This window comes from Paracoccus albus, assembly GCF_027913035.1.
Taxonomy (GTDB): Bacteria; Pseudomonadota; Alphaproteobacteria; order Rhodobacterales; family Rhodobacteraceae; genus Paracoccus; species Paracoccus albus.
In genome coordinates, this window is sequence record NZ_CP115775.1 from 3,189,608 (window position 1) to 3,210,058 (window position 20,451).

Sequence of the window (20,451 nt, forward strand, 5' to 3'; positions counted from 1 at the left end):
ACGCCATATACCCGTCGCGGGACAAGCGCGCGGCTCAAACGTTTGACATATTTGATCGGTTCCGACGAATCTCGCTCAGGCTCCGCTCTCTCTGTAGTCTTTCGTTTTGCTGCCAAGGCCGTGTTGCTTTGTCGTCCGCCTCGGACACGCCCCAAAGGCCGCCCGTCTGTTCGAACCACCCGCCTTTGGTCAGGCGAAGCCGGTGCGGCATGAAACCTGGCGTCAGCAGAATCACGGTTGCCAAAGCTCCATGACCTACCACTTTCGCCGCATTGGCACGCAACTGCTTTGCCTGCCAATGCCAACCTGAGAAAACTCTATGATCCCGTGCTTTGGATGGCATGGGCAGAAACTCTGTCAAGTCGATTTGGATCGCAGCAGGCGGATCGGGCAGCCCAACTGCGTGACCAGACCTGAGACCTGCCTTGAGCGTATTGATGATGCCGTTCACTCGGGTGGGATCCAGTTGGCCAGAGAGCATGTGCCTAATCAGCTTACGCCGGGTACGTTTCACTATCTTATCATTCGGGTCCGGACCGCTGTGGCGCCTTGAGAATAGCGCCGCTGACCGACCGGTTGCGGTAAGATCGGTTGGAATACTGCTTTGGTCGCGGTAATCCGCCGCTGCGCGGGCGTGAATAACCTGTGCGTCAGGAACAACCGCGGTCAGTGAAGAGGGCCAATTCACTGCAAGCCGCATGGCAACATCGGATTCGTCCAGATGATAGGCGAAGATCGGGTCAAAGCCTCCAATTTCGCGCAGATTACGGGCGCGAAAGGCGCAGTTGGTTCCGTGCAGATTGACCGGATGCCCGTTCTTTGGCGAGAGCAGAGTCGTCCGATCAGCCGGAATGTTCAATTCGACCGGGAAGCCCGCCGCAGTCATCCGCGCCCCCCGGCTCTGCCAGCGAAAACCGTCGCGGTCGCGTGTCCAGCCCGTCGCGGCGATCACGGTCGGATCCGTGAATGGCGCAGTCAACCGGTAAAGCCAGGTTGGTTCAGCAATAGAGTCATCATCTATGAATGCGATGATTTCGCCGGCGGCCTCTTTGATCCCCAGATTTCGAGCGATGGAGATATTAGGCTCATCAAATGCGACTTTTTTGATGGGCAGATCAGTGGCCCGGCCAAGACCGGGCTTGTCTGCGACCAGAATAATCTCAAATTTGCCATGATGTTGCAGTGTCAGAGAGAGAAGGCACTGTGAAGATGATCCGGCCTTCCACGAGAGACAATGACGACGCTGACCGGCGTGTCGGTCACGCTTCATCCATCTCCGCCAGCATGGCTTCGATACGGGGAATATCCTCGGGGTTGTTGAGTTCCCAGAACTGACGTCCGCGCGCCTCGACCTCGACGCATAGAATGCGATGGCTGTTTTCCAGGAAACGCAGCTGCTCCAGCCCTTCTAGCCTTTCCAGCGTGCCTTCGGGCCAGCCGGGATAAGCCGCAAGCGCGTCGGGGCGATATGCGTAGACGCCGACATGGTGAAATATCGGAGTCGGCTCATCTGCAGCGTAATCGCGGCCAGTGAAAGGAATGACCTCTTTCGAGAAATAAAGGCCCTGCATCTGGCGCCCAAAGACCACTGTTGTCCCGCCGACGCGACCCGCTGCGCGGTCGGCCAGCAGGTCGGCACGCATTCGTCCCGAACAGCGCAGGACCGGAGTCGCCAGTCCCGCATCCTTATCGGCGCGCAGTCCCGCGATCAGGTTTTCGATGAACCAGGCAGGCGTCAGCGGCGCGTCACCTTGCAGATTAACCACGATCTCTGGCGAGACGCCCAGATTCGCGACAGCCTCGGCACAGCGTTCGGTACCGTTGCGGCATTCGCTGGAGGTCATCACGACTTCGGCCCCGAAGGCTTCCGACGCTTCGCGAATACGATCATCGTCGGTTGCCACTATGACACGGTCGATGCCGGCGACGCCTTTGGCGGCCCGCCAGCTGCGTTCGATCAGCGACGCGGTTTCCCCGCCGGCCCCTTTCAGCATCGCCAGCGGCTTGCCCGGATATCGCGTTGAAGCGTAACGTGCCGGAATGACGATAATGACGGACATCAGTCGGGTTCTTTGACCAGCAGCACGCCGGGAGCATAGGCAATGAAGAACGGGTTCTCGAAGCCCGGTTTGCCGTAAGTCATGGGGGTATGGTCGTCGAACCGGACAACCTCGCCGCCAGAGCCGCGCAGAACGGCATCGCCTGCGGCAGTGTCCCATTCCATCGTCCGGCCCAGCCGGGGATAAAGATCCGCCTCGCCGGTGGCGACAAGACAGAACTTCAGAGACGACCCGGCAGAGGCCATGTCGCGGGTCTTATACTGGCCGATATACTCATCCGTTGCGGCGTCGCGGTGCGATTTTGACGCGACGACCATGAGGCCGCGATTGTCGGGCATCGGATTAACGCCGATCGCATGCGTTTCCTGCGCGGTTTCACCGAAGGGACCGGTTTCTTCAACCGAGCGTCCGTCGGCAGTGGTATAGAACAGCCGCCCCTTGGCAGGGGCGTAGACGACACCGCGAAGGGGAACGCCGTCCTCGACATAGGCGATGTTCACCGTGAAGTCGCCGCGCCGCTGTACGAATTCTTTGGTTCCGTCCAGAGGGTCGACGATCAGGAACGTGGTCGCTTCCTGACCATGACTTTCCGCCTGCTCTTCGGTCACAAGCGCGATTTCAGGGAAGGCCGCCCGAAGACCTTCAGAAATCAGAGCATCGGCAGCTTCATCCGCTTCGGTGACGGGAGATGAATCCGATTTCGAGCGAACCTCGAAATCATCTGCATCATAGATCTGCATGATCTTGTTACCGGCTGCCAATGCCAGCTGTCGCATCACGACGGTGAGCTTTTCGAAGTCCATGTCGTCACCTTACACATATATTTACCATCGCGCCGCAGATTCATTGTGCCGCGCTTTCCTGCCTCTTATGATGCGGGCTTGAGGTCAGGGCAAGTCGCACGACCAACGAGGCAAGAATGTTCGAGCAGCGTCAGACGAAAAACATGTTCTCGGCGGGACTGACAACTGTCGCGCTGATCTATCACATGACGGTCTACAAGCTGCGCAAGGGTGATCGGAGTGCCATCATCGGACTGTTGATGACTGTCGTGCGCGCATGCCTGATGGTCGCGGTTTTCTTCGTCCTGTTCATGGTGCTTGGTGTCAGAAGTTCTCCGATCCGGGGAAGCTTCATTGTGTATATCATGTCGGGCATCTTCATGTTCATGACGCACAATCAGGCCATTCAAGCCGTTGTCGGGGCTGATGGGGCGGTGTCGGCCCTGATGAAACATACGCCGATGAATACGGCGATCACGATAAGTGCATCTGCGCTTGCGGCGCTTTATCAGCAGTTGCTTTGCTGTGTCGTGCTGCTTTTGCTGGCAAACGCATTTATCGAGCCTGTGAACATCGAAAACATCTATGCATGTCTCGGCATGTTCGTGCTGGCGTGGTTCTCTGGTTGCTGTATCGGACTGGTGTTTCGCGCTTTGGAACCCTGGTGGCCCAAGGGGGTCAATATGATCAGCATGCTGTATCGGCGCCTGAACATGATTTCATCCGGGAAAATGTTCGTTGCCAACGCCCTGCCTTCGTCGATGCTCGCCATGTTCTCATGGAACCCGCTCTTTCATGTCATTGACCAGACCCGCGGATTCGCTTTCATCAATTACACACCGCACAATTCCAGTGTTATCTATCCGATCTATTTTTCGCTTGCTGTAGCGATGATTGGGCTGATGGGCGAATTCGTCACGCGTAATAGTCAGTCGCTCAGCTGGTCGGCGGGTCGTTGACGCGGCAATAAGGCGGCGAACAGCTATATTGCGGTTCTTGCAGCCCGAAAATCCCCTTCCTATATAGCCTGACAGAGTCGGCCACCGGGCCGGCAGGTCAAACAATTGGGATCAGGTCTTCGGGGGCCGAAACCGGACCCGCGGACCACGAACATCGCCGGAAGAGAGGTTTGAACATGTCAAAAGTAATCGGGATCGACCTGGGTACGACCAACAGCTGTATTGCGATCATGGACGGCAGCCAGCCGAAAGTGGTTGAGAACAGCGAAGGTGCGCGTACCACGCCGTCGATCGTCGCGTTCAAGGATAGTGAGCGCCTTGTGGGTCAGTCGGCCAAACGTCAGGCTGTGACGAACCCCACCAACACAATTTTCGCTGTTAAGCGTCTGATCGGTCGCCGTCTGACCGATGCAGAGGTTGAAAAGGACAAGAAGCTGGTCCCTTACGACATTGTCGATGGCGGCAATGGCGATGCATGGGTCGAAGCGCAGGGTGAAAAATACTCTCCGTCGCAGATCAGCGCCATGATCCTTGGCAAGATGAAGGAAACCGCCGAAAGCTATCTCGGCGAAGATGTGACGCAGGCTGTCATCACCGTTCCGGCCTATTTCAACGACGCGCAGCGTCAGGCCACCAAAGACGCCGGCAAGATCGCAGGACTTGAAGTTCTTCGCATTATTAACGAGCCGACCGCCGCTGCTCTGGCTTATGGTCTGGACAAGAAGGACAGCAAGACCATCGCGGTTTATGACCTTGGCGGCGGTACCTTCGATATTACCATTCTGGAAATCGACGACGGTCTGTTCGAAGTGAAATCGACCAACGGGGACACGTTCCTTGGCGGCGAAGATTTCGACATGCGCATCGTCAACTATCTTGCTGACGAGTTCAAAAAAGAACACGGCGTCGATCTGACCAAGGACAAGATGGCCCTTCAGCGTCTGAAAGAGGCGGCAGAGAAGGCCAAGATCGAACTGTCCTCCTCCAGCCAGACGGAAATCAACCAGCCGTTCATCTCGATGGACAAGGACACCGGCACGCCGTTGCACATGGTCGTCAAGCTGACCCGCGCGAAGCTGGACAGCCTTGTCGGTGAACTGGTCAAGCGGACGCTGAAGCCTTGTCAGGACGCGCTGAAAGATGCTGGCGTTTCGAAGTCGGAAATCGACGAGGTGATCTTGGTCGGCGGTCAGACGCGGATGCCGCTGGTGATCGAAGAGGTGACCAAATTTTTCGGCAAGGAACCGCATAAAGGCGTGAACCCGGACGAAGTCGTGGCCCTCGGTGCCGCGATTCAGGGCGGCGTTCTGCAAGGTGACGTGAAAGACGTCGTTCTGTTGGACGTGACCCCGCTGTCGCTGGGTATCGAGACGCTGGGTGGTGTCTTTACCCGCCTGATCGACCGCAACACGACCATTCCGACGAAGAAGGGTCAGGTCTTCTCGACCGCCGAAGATAACCAGAACGCTGTGACGATCCGGGTTTTCCAGGGTGAGCGCGAAATGGCAGCTGACAACAAGCTGCTGGGTCAGTTCAACCTTGAGGATATTCCGCCGGCACCGCGCGGGATGCCCCAGATCGAGGTGACTTTTGACATCGACGCCAACGGCATCGTGAATGTCAGCGCCAAGGACAAGGGCACCGGCAAAGAGCAGAAGATCACGATTCAGGCGTCGGGCGGTCTGTCCGATGAGGATATCGAACGTATGGTCAAGGATGCCGAGGATAATGCCGAGGCTGACAAGGACCGCCGTGAGCTTGTCGAGGTGAAGAACCAGGCCGAAAGCCTGATTCACAGCACCAAGAAGTCACTGGAAGAGCATGGCGATAAGGTCGACGAATCCACCGTTGAAGCGATCGAACTGGCCATCGGTGCGCTTGAAGATGCGCTCAAGACCGACGATGCCGGCAAGATCAAAGGCGGTATTCAGAACGTCATGGATGCGTCTATGAAGCTGGGTGAGGCGATCTATAAGTCTCAGTCGGACGAAGGCGAAGCTGCGCCGGATGCCGATGCGCCGCGTGACGTCGACGACGATATCGTCGATGCCGACTTTGAAGATCTCGACGATGACAAGCGCAAGTAAGCGCGAATGAAAGTTTGGGCCGGTCCGGGTCATCATCCCGGACCGGCCTATGCGTAAGAGGCACTATTCATGGCGAAACGCTGCTATTACGATATGCTCGGCCTGTCGAAGGGCGCCAATGGCGATGAGATCAAGAAAGCTTATCGCCAGAAGGCGAAAGAGCTTCATCCCGACCGCAACGGCTCTGACCCGACCTCTGAAGCGAAGTTCAAGGAAGTCAATGAAGCCTATGACTGCCTGAAGGACCCGCAGAAGAAGGCGGCCTATGATCGCTTCGGTCACGGGGCGTTCGAACATGGCGGCGGCGGATTCGGTCGCGGCGGGAATGGCGATTTCGGGGCAGCATTCGCCGATGTGTTCGAAGATCTGTTCGGTGATTTCATGGGTGGCCGTGCGGCCGCCGGTGCCGGACGGACCCGCGCGTCACGCGGGCAGGATCTGCGTTATAATCTGAGCGTCAGCCTGGAAGAGGCGTTCGAGGGTATTCAGAAAACCATCAATGTCCCGGGCTCTGTCACCTGCAAGGAATGCGAGGGGACCGGTGCCGAAGGCGCGGTAGAGCCTGTGACCTGCCCGACCTGCTCTGGCATGGGCAAGGTTCGTGCCAGCCAGGGCTTTTTCACCGTCGAACGCACCTGCCCAAGCTGTAATGGCGCCGGTCAGATGGTGAAGAACCCCTGTCAGTCCTGTCAGGGTCAGGGCCGTGTCGAGACGCGGCGGGCGTTGCAGGTCAATATCCCCGCCGGTGTCGAAACCGGCACCCGCATCCGCCTCGCCGGAGAGGGAGAGGCCGGACTGCGCGGTGGTCCTTCAGGGGACCTTTATATCTTCGTTACTGTTAACGAGCATTCGATCTTCCTGCGTGACGGCAAGATGCTGGCCTGTCAGGTTCCGGTCGGTATGGCTACTGCGGCACTTGGTGGCGAGATCGAGGTGCCGACGATTGACGGTGGTCGCAGCCGGGTCAAGGTTCCGGCAGGCAGCCAGACGGGCCGTCAGATGCGTTTGCGCGGCAAGGGTATGCCGCCGCTGCGCCACGGCAATGGTGCTGCGGGCGAGCTTGGCGATATGCTGATCGAACTCGTCATAGAAACCCCCGTTAATCTTACCGCCCGACAGAAGGAGTTGTTGCGCGAGTTTGACGAGATCAAGGCCGACAACTCTCCGCAATCGACGGGCTTCTTCAACAAGGTCAGGCATTTCTGGGACGGCATGACCGGCACCTGAGCGATGCCCGGGCAGAATATTGATGACGCCGGCACTGGCTTGTGCCGGCGTTGTTCGTAGTTAATCGCCTTGCTGACTGAAATGATGGATCGCGGCCACTGCGCATGAAGCCAGTCGCGACATCGCCCCATCAGAGCGTGAGTTAAGGATAACCGGCACCTGTGCGCCCAGCACCAGCCCGGCCGCCTCGGCGTGGCTGATATAGGAAAGCTGCTTGGCCAGCATATTCCCGGCGTCGATTCCCGGCACAACAAGGATATTTGCGCGGCCAGCGACGGCCCCCTTCAGCCCCTTGGTCCGCGCCGCAGCCATATCCACGGCATTGTCCATCGCCAGTGGGCCATCGACGGCACCGCCCTTGATCTGCCCGCGATCCGCCATTTTCGACAACAGCGCCGCATCGACCGAGGACTGGATGTCGGGATTCACCGTTTCCACAGCCGACAAGATACCCGCGCGAGGCTCTAGCCCCAGCGATACTGCAAGCTCTATCGCGTTCTGCGTGATGTCGACCTTGGTTTTCAGATCGGGCGATATGTTGATGGCCGCGTCTGTCACCAGCAGCGGCTCTGGCTCCCCCGGCACATCCATGACGAAAACATGGGTGAATCGGCGGCCCGTGCGCAGACCGGTCTCTTTGTCGACCATCGCGCGCAGCAGGTCATCTGTGTGCAGGTGCCCCTTCATCACCGCATTGGCACGGCCATCCCGCGCCAGTTGGCAACCCATTTGAGCCGCGCCAGTGTCGCTCGGTTCGTCGATGATCTCGATCCCGGTCAACTCTCGCCCAAGGCTTTTGGCCGCCGCCTGGATCTTGGCGGCATTCCCGATCAGGATCGGGGTGATGATGCTGTCATCGGCGGCCAGAAGCGCACCGTTCAGCGATTCTTCGGTCACCGGACAGACGACTGCGGTTATCAGCGCCGGCAATGGTGCCGCCTGTTCAATCAGCGCGTCGAAGTGACGGTGCCTTTGGACGAGCAGCCCCGGGATATGAATGTCCTTGGCTACGAACTTTGTTTCCGGCGCCATGACCTGCGCCTCGCCATTGACGATCACGGCATCGTCGCTGGCCCGGATCACCTCTGTCCGAAGGGTAATCAGACCCCCGGCCTGTTTGTCGACGACCGTGACGCGGGCCAGAAGTTCCTCACCTGCATGGGCGCGCTCCATAAAGGACAGTGTCTGATTGCGATACAGCGTCCCCGGTCCCGGAAGCATCGATCCCAGAACGCCGGCGATCAGGCTGGCGGTAAACATGCCGGGCGCGACCTCTTCCGACTTTCCGTCGCCGTCGGTGTCGAATCCGGGCAGGTGCATGGTGTTGTAATTGCCCGACGCGGTCGCAAAGATGATCAGGTCGTCTGGCGTGATCAGCCTGCGCAGTTCTGCACTGTCGCCGATCTGAAGCTCATCAAATGTCTTGTTCTCAATCTGCATGATGTCCTGTCCGCTGTCGCTTGCTTGCGGTGAGGTTGTGGGCCCCGTCGCGGGGCGTCAAGCCATACAAAGCAAAACCGCCGCGTCATAGATGGCGCGGCGGTATAGTGATGGACCCGGAGATTGGCAGGCTATGGGTTTATGACCACCTGCGTGCCGGTTTGAAGCATCGCATAGATTTCTTCTATTTCCGCGTCTTCCACGGCAATGCAGCCGGCCGTCCAGTCGGCCTTGCCCGCGCGGCGGGCCTTTTCGCCATCCGGCCCGCGACCGTGGAAGAAGATGTCGCCACCGGGTTTCCGGCCGACAGACATGGCGCGCGCAGTATCCTGGGGCCGGGGATAGTTGATCCCGACGGAGAGGTGATAAGCGCTGCGCGGATTAAAGCGGTCGATGACAAACACGCCCTCGGGGGTTTTTCCGTCGCCCTCGAACTGTTTGGTGCCTTGCGGCTCATTGCCGAGTCCGATTTTATACGTCCGCAGGATCGTCTGGCCCGACAGCAGATACATCATCCTGTCGGATTTGTTGACCACGACCTGCGTAACACGCGGCCCGTTATAGCTGAGAAATCTGGGCGGCGCTTGAGAATAGGGCGCGCTGTCGCCGCCGCAAGCTGCCAGAATTGCAAGAAAAGCCAGGGCAAGCCCGGCACGTACCGCACGAATCATCACTGCCTCATTTCACGCTTTTCGCTGCGTTTTATGCCTTTTAGCTACCACGTTCGGCAGTTTTTCGCCAGTTGCAAAGAATTAGATCACGAGTGAAATCAGCGCGTATGTTACTGCTGCAACGCATCCCGCCCCCGGCACCGTGACGGCCCAGGCGGCCAGCGTCGTCCAGACGTGACTGCGCCTGACAAGCTGCCGGCGCACAACCTCTTCTTCGGGCAGGGATTTTCGTGTTTTGCGCCGCAAGCGGTCCTCCCATTCGCGGTAGAAGCCGACGCCGAATATACCGCCAACCGCGCAATGCGTGGTTGACACAGGCAGCCCAAGTGCGGAACAGGCCAATACGGTCGAGGCGGCGGCAAGCGCCGCACAAAAGGCCCGTGCAGGGTTCAACCGCGTGATCGACATGCCGACCATCTGGACCAGACGGCGACCAAAGATGAACGATCCCGCCGATATGCTAAGCGCGGCCAGCCCGACCGCCCAGCCAGAAAGCGGCGCGCTTTCGGTGGAAGCAAGCAGCACCGAAAGCGGACCCGCGATATTGGCGACATCATTGGCACCATGTGCAAAGCCAGAAAGCAGCGCCGTAATCACCAGCGGGCCGGTCAGCAGACGCTTCAGTGTCAGCTTGTGATCCGCACCGTTTTTGATCTCGCCCTCCAGCTGCAGGCGGGCCGCGATGCCTGCCGCAAGGCCGAGCAGAGCGCAGAGGACCAACTCAAGATAGCTTGGCGGGTTTTCCTGAATGAGAATGATCAGATATGTCGCGAAGACGGCTGCGGTAGAGCCGATCATGACGGGCAGCCAGACACGCGCGGCGGCCGCCCTGTCCGGTGCGAAATGCACGCGCCAACGCAGGAAACCCAGCAGTGCCGCGGCAAACAATGCCGAAATGACTGGGGCCGCGATCCAGCTTATCGCGATCCCGGCGACGACCGGCCAGTTGACGGCGGCCAAGCCCAGCCCCGCCATGCCCCCACCGGAAACCGCGCCGATGACGCTATGCGTGGTCGAAACTGGCGCCCGTGCCCAGTTGGCAAATGTAATCCACAGCGCGGCACCTATCAGCGCCGCTGCCATGATGCGTGCTGACGTCGCGCCGGTCCCTACGGCGCTGATTTCCAATATGTCGCGGGCGATTGTTTCGGTTACGGAATGACCGGCGACATGTGCCCCCGCCAATTGGGCCAGGGCCACCGCCGCCAGACCCAGACCAACCGGCATGGCATTTGCCCCAATCGCCGCCCCGGCAGAGTTTGCAACGTCGTTCGCGCCAATATTAAGGCCGAGATAGATGGCAACGCTGAAGCCAAGCACAACCGACGCGGACACCGGCAACCCGGTGCCACCGACAACCGCCAGAAGCACGGCCAGCAGCAAGATGGCCAGCACAAGGCCAATACGACGCAATGGGCGCGACGCGATACGCCCGGCACCCTCTGCATGGCCGAGCCGGGTCAGATCCTTGTCGAGTATTCTGTAATCGTTCTTTGTCGGCATGGCGGCATAAATAGGGGATAGACGGTCGTCGGCAAGGCTTGGATTATGGCTCAGGGCCGGAAGTTGCGAAGCAGTTTCTTCAGCTCGTCCTCATCCACAAGCTTTGCCGCCTCTGCCGGGGTAAACCATTTGCGGCTGCGTTCATTGGCTTCGGGAAATTCGCTGTCCATCTTGTTCACGCGGATCAGGTGGACCTGCACGTTGATCGGGATCGTAAGCCCGTGCCCTTGCCCTTTGTTATAGCCATAGTAGCCGATCGGCTTTTCTTTTGCAGTCCCGCGAACGCCGGCTTCTTCCCATGCTTCCAGCAATGCCGCGCCCGAAGCGCTGCGACCGCTCATCGGCCAGCCTTTGGGAATGATCCAGCGACCGGTGCCGCGACTGGTGATCAGCAGGACCTTTTTTGTCTTGGGGTCGAGACACAGGGCTGCGACCTGCAAGACAGGCGGTCGCCGGCCGAGTATTTTGCCGATTGTATTGCGCACCGTGCTATTCATCGCTGTGATCGACCCGGCCGCGCAGGGCTTTCACTTGCCCGCGCTGCGTCTTGCTGGCCAGCCTGCGCCGTTTGCTGCCCAATGTAGGTCGCGTCGGAATGCGCCGCTTCGGTGCGACCGTGGCGCGGCTGATAAGCTCTGCCAGCCGTTCTCTGGCAAGTTCTCGGTTGCGGGCCTGACTGCGGGTTTCCTGCGCGAGAATCACGATTGCCCCGTCTTGCGTCCAGCGGCGGCCTGCAAGGCGCTTCAGGCGGCGCTTCACCGGGTCCGGCAGGTTCGGCGAACGCTCAGCTTCAAAGCGAAGCTCCACCGCCGAGGCGACCTTGTTGACGTTCTGCCCTCCGGGCCCCTGCGCGCGGGTAAAACTTTCTACCAACTCCCATTCTTCGATGCTGATCTGATCACTTACTCGCAACATATTTTTAATCTTCGGTTTCGCCTCTGACCCGCCCCACTGAGATTTACAATCATCGAAGCTGCGGAAAGTTCAATCAATCAGCGGTCTGGGCCGATGTTAACGCTAATATCGGTCAAACTTGCGACATTCATGTAACTTTAGCGCACTTCCTCTTAGACAAATTTCGTGTCTATATCCCGTCTTCGGGTGCTAGTGCCGCAGATTGGAGCTAGTCCATCCGTGACGTTGCGGCAACCTGCCTGACCCCAGACTTTTAATTTTCCGCTATCTCATTCATTTATGACGCAGATTTTGGAGCAGCAAAGATGTTTCCCGAACGCTCATTTACGTACTCTTGCGCATTTGTCGTGATAGTATCTGCCTTTGGCGCTGAATCAGCAAGGGCAGCAGACCCGCTGCTGGTCGAGTATGTTGAGGCGGAATCCAGTCAGATCGGCGTCGCAGTGCGTTTGACCGGCACTCTGGAGGCGCTCGACAGCGTCGATATCGGCTTTCGTGAAGGTGGCCGCATCGTCGAGATGCTGGTGAGCGAGGGAGATGAGTTCACCCAAGGCCAGCTTCTTGCGCGTATCGACCCGCTTCAGCTGCAGCAATCGCTTAACGCGTCGGAGGCGACGCTGGAATCGGCGGTTGCCACCGAAAATCAGGCGCGGCAGGCGGCTGAGCGGGCGCAGGCCCTGCTGGATCGCGGTGTCGGCACCCGCGCCGCCCGCGACGAGGCAAGGCAGGCATTGAGCGAGGCCGAGGCCGCAACCAAACAGGCTGAAAGCGCCCAGGATCAGGCGCGACGCTCTGTCGAGGATACAGATCTGGTTGCACCCTTCGATGGCGTCGTGACCGCCCGCAGCGGAGAGCCGGGGCAGGTCGTCGGTGAGGCGCAGGCGGTTCTGTCGCTGGCGGCCGTCGGCGGGATCGAGGCTATCTTTCTGACCCCGGATATCGCGCATCTTGGCGATGCGATGGGAAAGCCTGTCGCGTTGGAAACGATTGATGTCGAGGCGTCGCCGATGACGGGCGAAATAACCGAGATTGCGCCGCTGGTGGATGCCGAAACGGGTTCTGTTCGCATCACTGCACGGGTTCACGACGCGCCTGAGGACGTCGCCTTGCTTGGCGCATCTGTCAGCGGCGAAATGGTTCTGTCGACCGGCGAGGCTGTTGTCGTGCCGTGGACGGCGCTGACTTCCTCCGATGGTAAGCCAGCCGTCTGGGTGGTGACTGCGGAATCGACCAGCGAACTGCGCGAAGTCGAGGTAGAGCGATTCGATGACGGGGTCGTGCTGCTCTCCGGCGGTGTCGAGGACGGTGAAACGGTTGTCGGCTCTGGCTCGCAGCTTCTGTTTCCCGGACGGGCCATTGCAAATGCGGGGGCAGACAGTTGATCCGTTTTGTCCTTATGGCGCTGCTGTTGGCCGCGTCTCATTCCGCGCAGGCGTTCCAGCTTCCCTGGGCCAGTCATGACGAACCACAAGCAGACCTGCCACCTCGTCCCGTCGTGTCAGAGATCGTGCAGGACATTCCGTCAGAGCGGCGCAGCTTTCCCGGTGTGGTGGTTGCAGCGACAGAGGTTGATCTGGGGTTCCAGACGCTTGGTCGCCTGTCCTCGCGTCCGGTCGATGTGGGCGACAGGGTCGAGATGGGCGATATTCTGGCCGAACTGACGCCCGACGACCTGCAGGACAATGTGCGTGCGGCGCGTGCCGCCGTGGACACGGCAGAGGTGACGCTTGAAACGGCAGAGACCGCGGCAAACCGTGTTCGCGACCTTGAGGCGCGCAACGTGGCCACGCAGGCGCAGCTTGAACAGGCAGAACGCAGCCTCAGCGCCGCGCGGGCGGGGCTTGAACAGGCGCGATCTGAATTGCTTCGCGCCGAGGATGCCGAGGGATTCGCACGGTTGGCGGCGCCATTTGACGGTATAGTTTCTGCGGTGCTGGAAAATCCCGGCGCGGTGGTCGCCGCCGGCACCCCGATCCTTACCCTTTCCGATGAAAGCACGAAGGAAGCGGTGATCGACTTGCCCGAATCCGTAGTCGTGGGCCAGCCGGTGGGGACGGAGGTCTCGATCTGGCTGGAATCCGACCCGGATACCGCAACCAGCGGGCATGTCAGCCGGATAGATCCTCTGGCAGATGCCGCGACCCGGACGAGGCGCTTGCATCTGACGATGGATGATGCGGCCGAATTTCGGCTGAACGCGCTGATCCGCGCCCAGCGTGCGGATGAGCCGGGAGCCGTGCTGACCTTGCCCGCTGTCGCAATCGCAGGCAGCGAGGAAAAGCCGACGGTCTGGGTGGTGACACGTCAGGGCGACGCAGCCAGCGTGTCAGAACGCGTGGTTTCGGTTGCTGCGATTGTCGATGGTCAGGCGCAGATTGCCTCTGGCATTGAACATGGCGAGGAAATCGTCATTCGCGGTGTCCATTCCCTGACGGAAGGACAAGCCGTAGGAAGAAGGGTAGAGCCATGACGCCCCACCGCCGGTTCAACCTGTCCGACTGGGCGCTGAAACACCGCAGCTTCGTGTGGTTTCTGCTGATCGTCTCTATGCTGGCAGGGGCAATTTCATATACCAATCTCGGCCGTGAAGAGGATCCGAATTTCACCATCAAGGTGATGGTCATCGCCGCAGCACTTCCCGGCGCCACGATCGACGAAACGCTCGATCAGGTGACCAAGCGGATCGAAAACAAGCTTGAAGAGCTGGATGAGCTGAAATTCACGCGCTCTGTCACCATGCCCGGTCAGACGGTGGTGTATGTCGAACTTCTTCCGACCGTAAAGGGGCCCGAAGTTCCCGAGGTCTGGAAACGTGTCCGGCAGATGATGTCCGACATTCGCCCAGATTTCCCGCAGGAATTCGCGGGTTTTCAGTTCAACGACAATTTCGGCGACGTCTTCGGCAATATCTACGCCTTCACAACCGATGGTTTCTCGATGCGAGAGCTTCGAGACCGTGTCGACGATATCCGCGATCAGGTGCAGGCCCTGCCGCTGGCTGGCAAGGTAGAACTGCTGGGCAATCAGGAGGAGGAAATCTATCTGGAATTCTCCCCCTCGCGGCTGGCGGCACTGGGGCTTAACCTTGATGAGGTTGTGGCGACACTGACCAATCAGAACGCCATCGCGCCATCCGGGGTGATTCAGTCGGGGCCGGAACGCATTCTTGTCCGCGTGGACGGACAATTCAGCACGACGACTTCAATCTCGAACGTCAACCTGCGGGTGGGCGACCGCTATTTCAACCTCGCCAATGTCGCCACGGTTCGCCGCGGCTATCAGGATCCGCCGGATTCTCTGTTCCGCTATAATGGCAAACAGGCAATCGGATTGCAGATCGGCATGAAGGAAGGCGGCAATATTCTGGAATTCGGCGAGCAGGTCGACGGTCTGATGGCCGATGTAGCCGCTGATCTGCCCATCGGGATAGAGATGGCGAAGTTCGCCGATCAGCCCCATGTCGTCGAGGAGGCCGTCGGCCATTTCGTGCAGGCACTTGTCGAGGCCGTGGCGATTGTTCTTGTCGTCAGCTTTATCAGCCTTGGCCTGCGTGCCGGGATGGTGGTGACGATGACGATCCCGCTGGTGCTGGCGATTACTTTTGTGTTGATGGATTACTATGGAATCACCCTGCAACGGGTTTCGCTGGGTGCTTTGATCATCGCGCTTGGCCTGTTGGTCGATGACGCCATGATCGCGATTGAGACCATGATTTCGCGGTTGGAGCTGGGCGAGACGCTGACGGATGCGGCGTCCTATGCCTGGACGTCTATTGCTTTTCCGATGCTAAGCGGCACGCTTGTGACGGTCGCGGGTTTTATCCCTATTGGCCTGAACAACTCTGACGCGGGGGAATTCACCTTCTCGCTGTTCGTGGTGATCGCGGTATCTCTGGTTGTCAGCTGGGTGGTCGCGGTGCTGTTCGCGCCGATCCTGGGCGTGACCTTCCTGCCGAAGAAGATGAAGCACAAAAGCGAGAAGCCCGGTTGGCTGCGGCGTAACTTTCACCGTGCGCTTTACGCTGCGATGCGATTCAAGTGGGTGACAATTGCCGTCACGGTGATCGCCTTTGGTACGTCCATATGGGGAATGCAGTTCATTCAGCAGCAGTTTTTCCCGACGTCGGACCGGCCAGAGATTCTGGTCGATGTCGAGTTGCGCCACAATTCGTCCATCGCCGCGACACAGGACGTGTTCGACCGTCTGGAAAGCTATCTCGAAGACGATGAGGACGTGCTGTTCTGGACGTCTTATATCGGGGACGGAGCGCCGCGCTTTGTTCTGGCGATGGATGTGCCGACAGCAGGGCCGCATATGGGTCAGATCGTCATCCAGACGCCGGATCTGGAAGCACGCGATCGCCTGAAGGCGAAGCTGAACGACCTCGCCAGCACGGTTTTCGTGGGTGAGAGTCTTTATGTGAAGAACCTTGAGATCGGGCCGCCGGTCGGCAAGCCCGTGCAATACCGCGTCACGGGGCCAGAGATAGAAAGCACACTTGATGCCGCCCGCCAGCTTGCGGCGGTTCTGGCAGGTGATGAGCGGCTTCGTGACGTGGCGCTCGACTGGAATGAGCCTGCGCGGACGGTTCGTCTTAACGTCAGTCAGGATCAGGCGCGACGGCTGGGCATAAGTTCGGCTGATATTGCCGACGCGCTGTCGGTGCTTTTCTCGGGCCAGACGGTCACGCAACTGCGCGATGGTGAGTTCCTGATTAACGTGGTCGCGCGCGGCAACGCGGATGAGCGCAGCTCTATCGACACGCTGCGCAACCTGCAGCTTTCGACGGCTTCGGGCACGCCCATTCCGCTGGCGAGCCTGGCAAGTGTTGAATATGGTACCGAACAACCCCTGATCCTTCAGCGCGACGGGCTGCCAACGGTTACGGTGAAGGCTGATATCGCCAGCGGAGATCAACCGGCAACGCTTGTCGCCGATCTGTCCGATGAAGTCGCCGCCTTTCAGGAAACGCTGCCGCCGACCGTGAAGGTCGTGGTGGGCGGCACCGTTGAAAACTCTGCTGAAAGTCAGGAACCGATTGCGGCAGTCGTGCCGATGATGCTGCTGGTCATGGCGGTGTTGATCATGGCGCAGATGCAAAGCTTCCGGCTTGCCGCCATTGTATTCGCCGCGGCACCGCTTGGCTTGATTGGCGTGGTGATAGTGCTGGTTGGCTTCAACGTGCCAATGGGGTTCGTCGCAATTCTGGGGATTTTGGCACTTGCCGGAATCCTGATCCGAAACTCGATCATCCTTGTGCATGAGGTGCAGAACCTTATCGAACATGGCCATGATCGCTGGCGTGCTGTGTATGAGGCATCCGACAGCCGGGCGCGGCCGATTCTGCTGACGGCAGCGGCGGCCAGTCTTGCGCTGATACCAATTGCCCGGCAGGTATTCTGGGGACCGATGGCCTATGCAATGATGGGCGGCATTATCGCGGGAACGCTGATCACGCTGCTTTTCGTGCCCGCCCTTTATTGCGCTGTCTTCAATGTGAAGGCGCCAAAGGATCGGCCAGCCGCGTAATGGTGGCGCAAACCGATTGAGGGCCCTTCGCGCTGCGCGTAGAGAGGCCGTGACATCTGGCCGGAGGACTCCATGACCGACAACAAGCCCCGCACCGCCCGCATTACGCCGGAAGAGGCGCTTTCCTATCACATGGACCCCCGGCCGGGGAAATTCGACGTCGTGCCTTCGACCCCGATGGCGACGCAGCGCGATCTTTCGCTGGCCTATTCGCCGGGCGTCGCAGTCCCGGTCGAGGCGATCGCCGAACGACCCGAGACAGCCTATGACTATACGACGAAGGGGAACCTCGTCGCTGTCGTCTCTAACGGGACGGCGATTCTTGGGCTTGGTAATCTGGGGGCGCTTGCGTCGAAGCCGGTCATGGAAGGCAAGGCGGTTCTGTTCAAACGCTTTGCCGACGTGAATGCCATCGACATCGAACTGGATACCGAAGACCCCGACGAGATCATTCAGGCCGTTCGCCTGATGGGGCCAACCTTCGGCGGCGTGAACCTTGAAGATATCAAGGCACCGGAATGCTTCATTATCGAGCAGCGCCTGAAAGAGCTGATGGACATCCCCGTCTTTCATGACGACCAGCACGGCACCGCGGTGATCTGCGCGGCGGGGCTGATCAACGCGCTCGAACTTTCCGGTAAGAAGATCGAGGATGTGCGCATCGTCCTGAACGGTGCGGGTGCGGCCGGCATCGCATGCCTGGAACTGCTGAAGGCGATGGGTGCGCGGCACGACAATTGCATCATGTGCGACACCAAGGGCGTGATCTGGCAGGGCCGGACAGAGGGCATGAACCAGTGGAAATCGGCCCATGCGGCCGTGACGGATGCCCGAACGCTGGAAGAGGCGATGAAGGGTGCTGACGTGTTTCTTGGCGTTTCGGCCAAAGGTGCGGTGACGCAGGCGATGGTGGAAAGCATGGCCGAAAACCCGGTCATCTTCGCCATGGCCAACCCCGATCCGGAAATCACCCCAGAGGATGCGCATGAGGTCCGTCCCGACGCCATCGTGGCGACGGGCCGCAGCGATTATCCCAATCAGGTGAATAACGTCCTTGGTTTCCCCTATCTGTTCCGGGGTGCCCTGGACATTCATGCCCGCGCCATCAACGACGAGATGAAGATCGCCTGTGCGCAGGCACTCGCGGAACTGGCAAGAGAGGATGTGCCGGATGAAGTCGCCGTCGCCTATGGGCGCAAGCTGCAATTCGGCCGCGACTATATCATCCCCACGCCATTTGATCCCCGTCTGATCCATGTCGTGCCGCCCGCCGTTGCCAAAGCCGGGATGGATACCGGCGTGGCGCGGCGGCCCATCATCGACATGGAAACCTATCGCGACGCGCTACAGGCCCGCATGGACCCGACGGCGGCAATTCTTCAGGGCATTCACGCCCGCGCAAGGCAGCGACAGGCGCGGATGATCTTCGCTGAAGGCGACGATCCGCGTGTTCTGCGTGCGGCCGTGGCCTGGCAGCGGGGCGGCATGGGCGCGTCCATCGTGGTGGGTCGCGAGGACGATGTGCGCAAGAAGCTGGAAGCAGCCGGGTTGGGCGATGCCGTGCGCGAACTGACGGTCGTGAACGCGGCCAATACGCGGCACCTCGATGCCTATCATGATTTCCTTTACGCTAGGTTGCAGCGCAAGGGCGTCGACCGCGAGGACGCGCATAAAGAGGTCAACCGCGACCGTCACATTTTTGCCTCGCTGATGCTGGCGCATGGGCATGGCGACGGGCTGGTGACGGGTGCGACACGCAAGAACGCGCATGTGCTGTCCCAGATCGGGCAGGTTTTCGATGTGCGCCCTCAGGACGGGACGGTCGGCATTACGGCTGTCCTGCACAAGGGCCGGATCGTGCTGATCGGCGATACTCTGGTTCATGAATGGCCCGAGGCCGAGGATCTGGCCGATATCGCCGTGCGTGGTGCCCATGTCGCCCGCCATCTGGGGCTGGAGCCTCGCGTGGCCTTCCTGTCCTTCTCGAATTTCGGCTATCCGATTTCGGAACGGGCCGAGAAAATGGCAGAGGCGACCCATGTCCTCGACCGGCGCGGCGTCGATTTCGAATATGAGGGCGAAATGACGGTCGATGTCGCGCTGAATATGGATCAGGCGGCGAAGTTCCCGTTCTCTCGGCTGAGCGCGCCGGCGAATGTGCTTGTTGTGCCTGCGCGGCATTCTGCCTCTATCTCTGTCAAGCTGATGCAGGAAATGGCAGGCGCAACGGTGATCGGCCCGATTCTGACCGGGGTGGCCAAGCCGATCCAGATCTGCTCGACCTCTTCGACTGTCAGCGACATTCTGAATATGGCGGCCATTGCCGCAGGTCGGTTGGGTCAGGCGCGCTGATCGTCGGCGCGGCAGGCGTAGGCATCGCCGCGCATGACCTCGTAACGCGTCTCGCCGTCGCGTTCAGTCACGGAAAGCAACTCATGCCCGGCCTGCGTGCAGAAATGCGGGACGTCGACGGCGGCCATTTTGTCGGTGGCGATCAGGGTAACACGGCTGCCTGCGGGCAGCCCCGTCAGGACTTTACGCAATCGCAGGACGGGCAGGGGGCACAACAGCCCGCGCCCGTCAATCTCGATCTCGTCGATTTCGGTCATGCGGCATCGCCGGTTTCCGGCTGATCAAGCCATGCAAGCATCAGCGCCGGCGGTCGCGGCGCGAGCTCATGGGCTGAAACGCAACGCCGACATGGGCCTCGCAATAGGGTTTGCCTGCCTGGCTGGGCAAGCCGCAGAACCAGAACCTTTCGGTTGCCGGATCGCCGATCGGCCATTTGCAGGTGCGTTCGGTCAGTTCCATCAGCGACAGCTTACGGGCCTTCTTCTCGACCTCGCGCACATTGGCCAAAGCTTCCGGGCTGATTTCATTCGCGGAAGGCTGCGGCGGCAGCGGCTGGCCCGCTGGCACGATAGGCCGCCGGTTAGAGAAAGAGACCGTTGCAGGCGGTTCTGCCGATTGGGTCGATGGCTCCGGCTCTGCCGGGGCGGGCTTGGCCTCGGCCTTTGCTGGTTCTGCCTTGGGCGCAGGTTTCGCCTTTGGCGCGGGCTTGGCCTTGGCCTCGGCTTTTGCCGGTTCTGCCTTCGGTGCAGAAGTCGATGCCTCTGCCTCCGGCTCATCCCGGTTGGACAGGCCGAGGCGGTGAACCTTGCCGATCACCGCATTGCGCGTGACGCCGCCCAGCTCTTTCGCGATCTGGCTGGCGGACTGGCCTTCGGACCACATCCGCTTCAGCGTTTCGACCCGTTCGTCGGTCCAGGACATATCGG

17 protein-coding genes are annotated in these 20,451 nt (G+C 59.9%); 7 read left to right on the forward strand and 10 right to left on the reverse strand.

Features of this window, described 5'->3' with window-relative positions; all coding sequences use genetic code 11:
• Positions 1 to 34: 34 nt before the first annotated feature.
• Genes PAF20_RS16020 through cysQ form a run of 3 tightly spaced genes read right to left on the reverse strand, consistent with a single transcriptional unit; the run spans position 35 to position 2,863 of the window.
• Entirely contained in the window at positions 35 to 1,270 is a 1,236-nt protein-coding gene (locus PAF20_RS16020; protein WP_271071590.1) for a glycosyltransferase family 2 protein, read from the reverse strand.
• Positions 1,260 to 2,060 carry a 3-deoxy-manno-octulosonate cytidylyltransferase gene (gene kdsB / locus PAF20_RS16025; protein WP_271071591.1) on the reverse strand — a complete coding sequence of 267 codons (801 nt, stop codon included), beginning with the start codon at positions 2,058 to 2,060 and terminating at the stop codon, positions 1,260 to 1,262. The genes PAF20_RS16020 and kdsB overlap by 11 nt, the downstream gene beginning before the upstream one ends.
• Entirely contained in the window at positions 2,060 to 2,863 is an 804-nt protein-coding gene (cysQ, locus tag PAF20_RS16030) for a 3'(2'),5'-bisphosphate nucleotidase CysQ (RefSeq protein ID WP_271071592.1), read from the reverse strand. The genes kdsB and cysQ overlap by 1 nt, the downstream gene beginning before the upstream one ends.
• Before the next feature lie 116 nt (positions 2,864 to 2,979).
• Between cysQ and PAF20_RS16035 the strand changes: the two genes are divergently transcribed.
• The 3 genes from PAF20_RS16035 to dnaJ all read left to right on the forward strand — a co-directional run bounded on the left by PAF20_RS16035 (position 2,980) and on the right by dnaJ (position 7,115).
• Positions 2,980 to 3,801, forward strand: coding sequence for an ABC transporter permease (locus PAF20_RS16035; RefSeq protein WP_271071593.1), 822 nt, complete (start codon positions 2,980 to 2,982; stop codon positions 3,799 to 3,801).
• 176 nt (positions 3,802 to 3,977) lie between these two features.
• The gene (gene dnaK, locus PAF20_RS16040) at positions 3,978 to 5,888 is read left to right on the forward strand and encodes a molecular chaperone DnaK (RefSeq protein WP_271071594.1); all 1,911 of its coding nucleotides are present in this window, start codon (positions 3,978 to 3,980) and stop codon (positions 5,886 to 5,888) included.
• Positions 5,889 to 5,957: 69 nt separating this feature from the next.
• Positions 5,958 to 7,115, forward strand: coding sequence for a molecular chaperone DnaJ (gene dnaJ / locus PAF20_RS16045; RefSeq protein ID WP_271071595.1), 1,158 nt, complete (start codon positions 5,958 to 5,960; stop codon positions 7,113 to 7,115).
• Between the two features lie 60 nt (positions 7,116 to 7,175).
• Here the strand turns inward: dnaJ and PAF20_RS16050 are convergent, their stop codons facing one another.
• The 5 genes from PAF20_RS16050 to arfB all read right to left on the reverse strand — a co-directional run bounded on the left by PAF20_RS16050 (position 7,176) and on the right by arfB (position 11,644).
• Positions 7,176 to 8,555: a bifunctional enoyl-CoA hydratase/phosphate acetyltransferase gene (locus tag PAF20_RS16050; RefSeq protein WP_271071596.1), complete on the reverse strand. Its 1,380-nt coding sequence runs from the start codon at positions 8,553 to 8,555 to the stop codon at positions 7,176 to 7,178.
• Between the two features lie 131 nt (positions 8,556 to 8,686).
• A complete protein-coding gene (locus tag PAF20_RS16055) occupies positions 8,687 to 9,226 on the reverse strand; it encodes a L,D-transpeptidase family protein (RefSeq protein ID WP_271071597.1) in 540 nt (179 codons plus the stop codon).
• An 81-nt stretch (positions 9,227 to 9,307) separates the two neighbouring features.
• Complete coding sequence (locus PAF20_RS16060) at positions 9,308 to 10,729, reverse strand: inorganic phosphate transporter (protein WP_271071598.1); 1,422 nt, start codon at positions 10,727 to 10,729, stop codon at positions 9,308 to 9,310.
• 50 nt (positions 10,730 to 10,779) lie between these two features.
• A complete protein-coding gene (locus PAF20_RS16065) occupies positions 10,780 to 11,169 on the reverse strand; it encodes an NUDIX hydrolase (RefSeq protein ID WP_353620600.1) in 390 nt (129 codons plus the stop codon).
• A gap of 49 nt (positions 11,170 to 11,218) precedes the next feature.
• Complete coding sequence (gene arfB, locus PAF20_RS16070; protein WP_271071600.1) at positions 11,219 to 11,644, reverse strand: alternative ribosome rescue aminoacyl-tRNA hydrolase ArfB; 426 nt, start codon at positions 11,642 to 11,644, stop codon at positions 11,219 to 11,221.
• Positions 11,645 to 11,991: 347 nt separating this feature from the next.
• Here arfB and PAF20_RS16075 point away from each other — a divergent pair, with 347 nt between their 5' ends.
• From PAF20_RS16075 to PAF20_RS16090, 4 genes are all read left to right on the forward strand, one after another.
• Positions 11,992 to 13,026 (forward strand): efflux RND transporter periplasmic adaptor subunit, encoded by a 1,035-nt coding sequence (locus PAF20_RS16075; protein ID WP_271071601.1) that lies wholly within the window; start codon positions 11,992 to 11,994, stop codon positions 13,024 to 13,026.
• On the forward strand, positions 13,023 to 14,114 hold the full coding sequence (locus PAF20_RS16080) for an efflux RND transporter periplasmic adaptor subunit (RefSeq protein WP_271071602.1): 1,092 nt from the start codon (positions 13,023 to 13,025) through the stop codon (positions 14,112 to 14,114). The genes PAF20_RS16075 and PAF20_RS16080 overlap by 4 nt, the downstream gene beginning before the upstream one ends.
• On the forward strand, positions 14,111 to 17,173 hold the full coding sequence (locus PAF20_RS16085; protein ID WP_271071603.1) for an efflux RND transporter permease subunit: 3,063 nt from the start codon (positions 14,111 to 14,113) through the stop codon (positions 17,171 to 17,173). Before PAF20_RS16080 ends, PAF20_RS16085 begins: the two co-directional genes overlap by 4 nt.
• A 72-nt stretch (positions 17,174 to 17,245) precedes the next feature.
• Positions 17,246 to 19,525, forward strand: a complete 2,280-nt coding sequence (locus PAF20_RS16090; RefSeq protein ID WP_271071604.1) for an NADP-dependent malic enzyme — start codon at positions 17,246 to 17,248, stop codon at positions 19,523 to 19,525.
• On the opposite strand, the gene PAF20_RS16095 is transcribed toward PAF20_RS16090, so the two are convergent.
• Both PAF20_RS16095 and PAF20_RS16100 read right to left on the reverse strand, forming a co-directional pair.
• Positions 19,513 to 19,782: a sulfurtransferase TusA family protein gene (locus tag PAF20_RS16095; protein ID WP_271071605.1), complete on the reverse strand. Its 270-nt coding sequence runs from the start codon at positions 19,780 to 19,782 to the stop codon at positions 19,513 to 19,515. The genes PAF20_RS16090 and PAF20_RS16095 overlap by 13 nt on opposite strands.
• Positions 19,783 to 19,822: 40 nt before the next feature.
• Complete coding sequence (locus PAF20_RS16100; RefSeq protein WP_271073351.1) at positions 19,823 to 20,446, reverse strand: GcrA family cell cycle regulator; 624 nt, start codon at positions 20,444 to 20,446, stop codon at positions 19,823 to 19,825.
• Positions 20,447 to 20,451 lie beyond the last annotated feature (5 nt).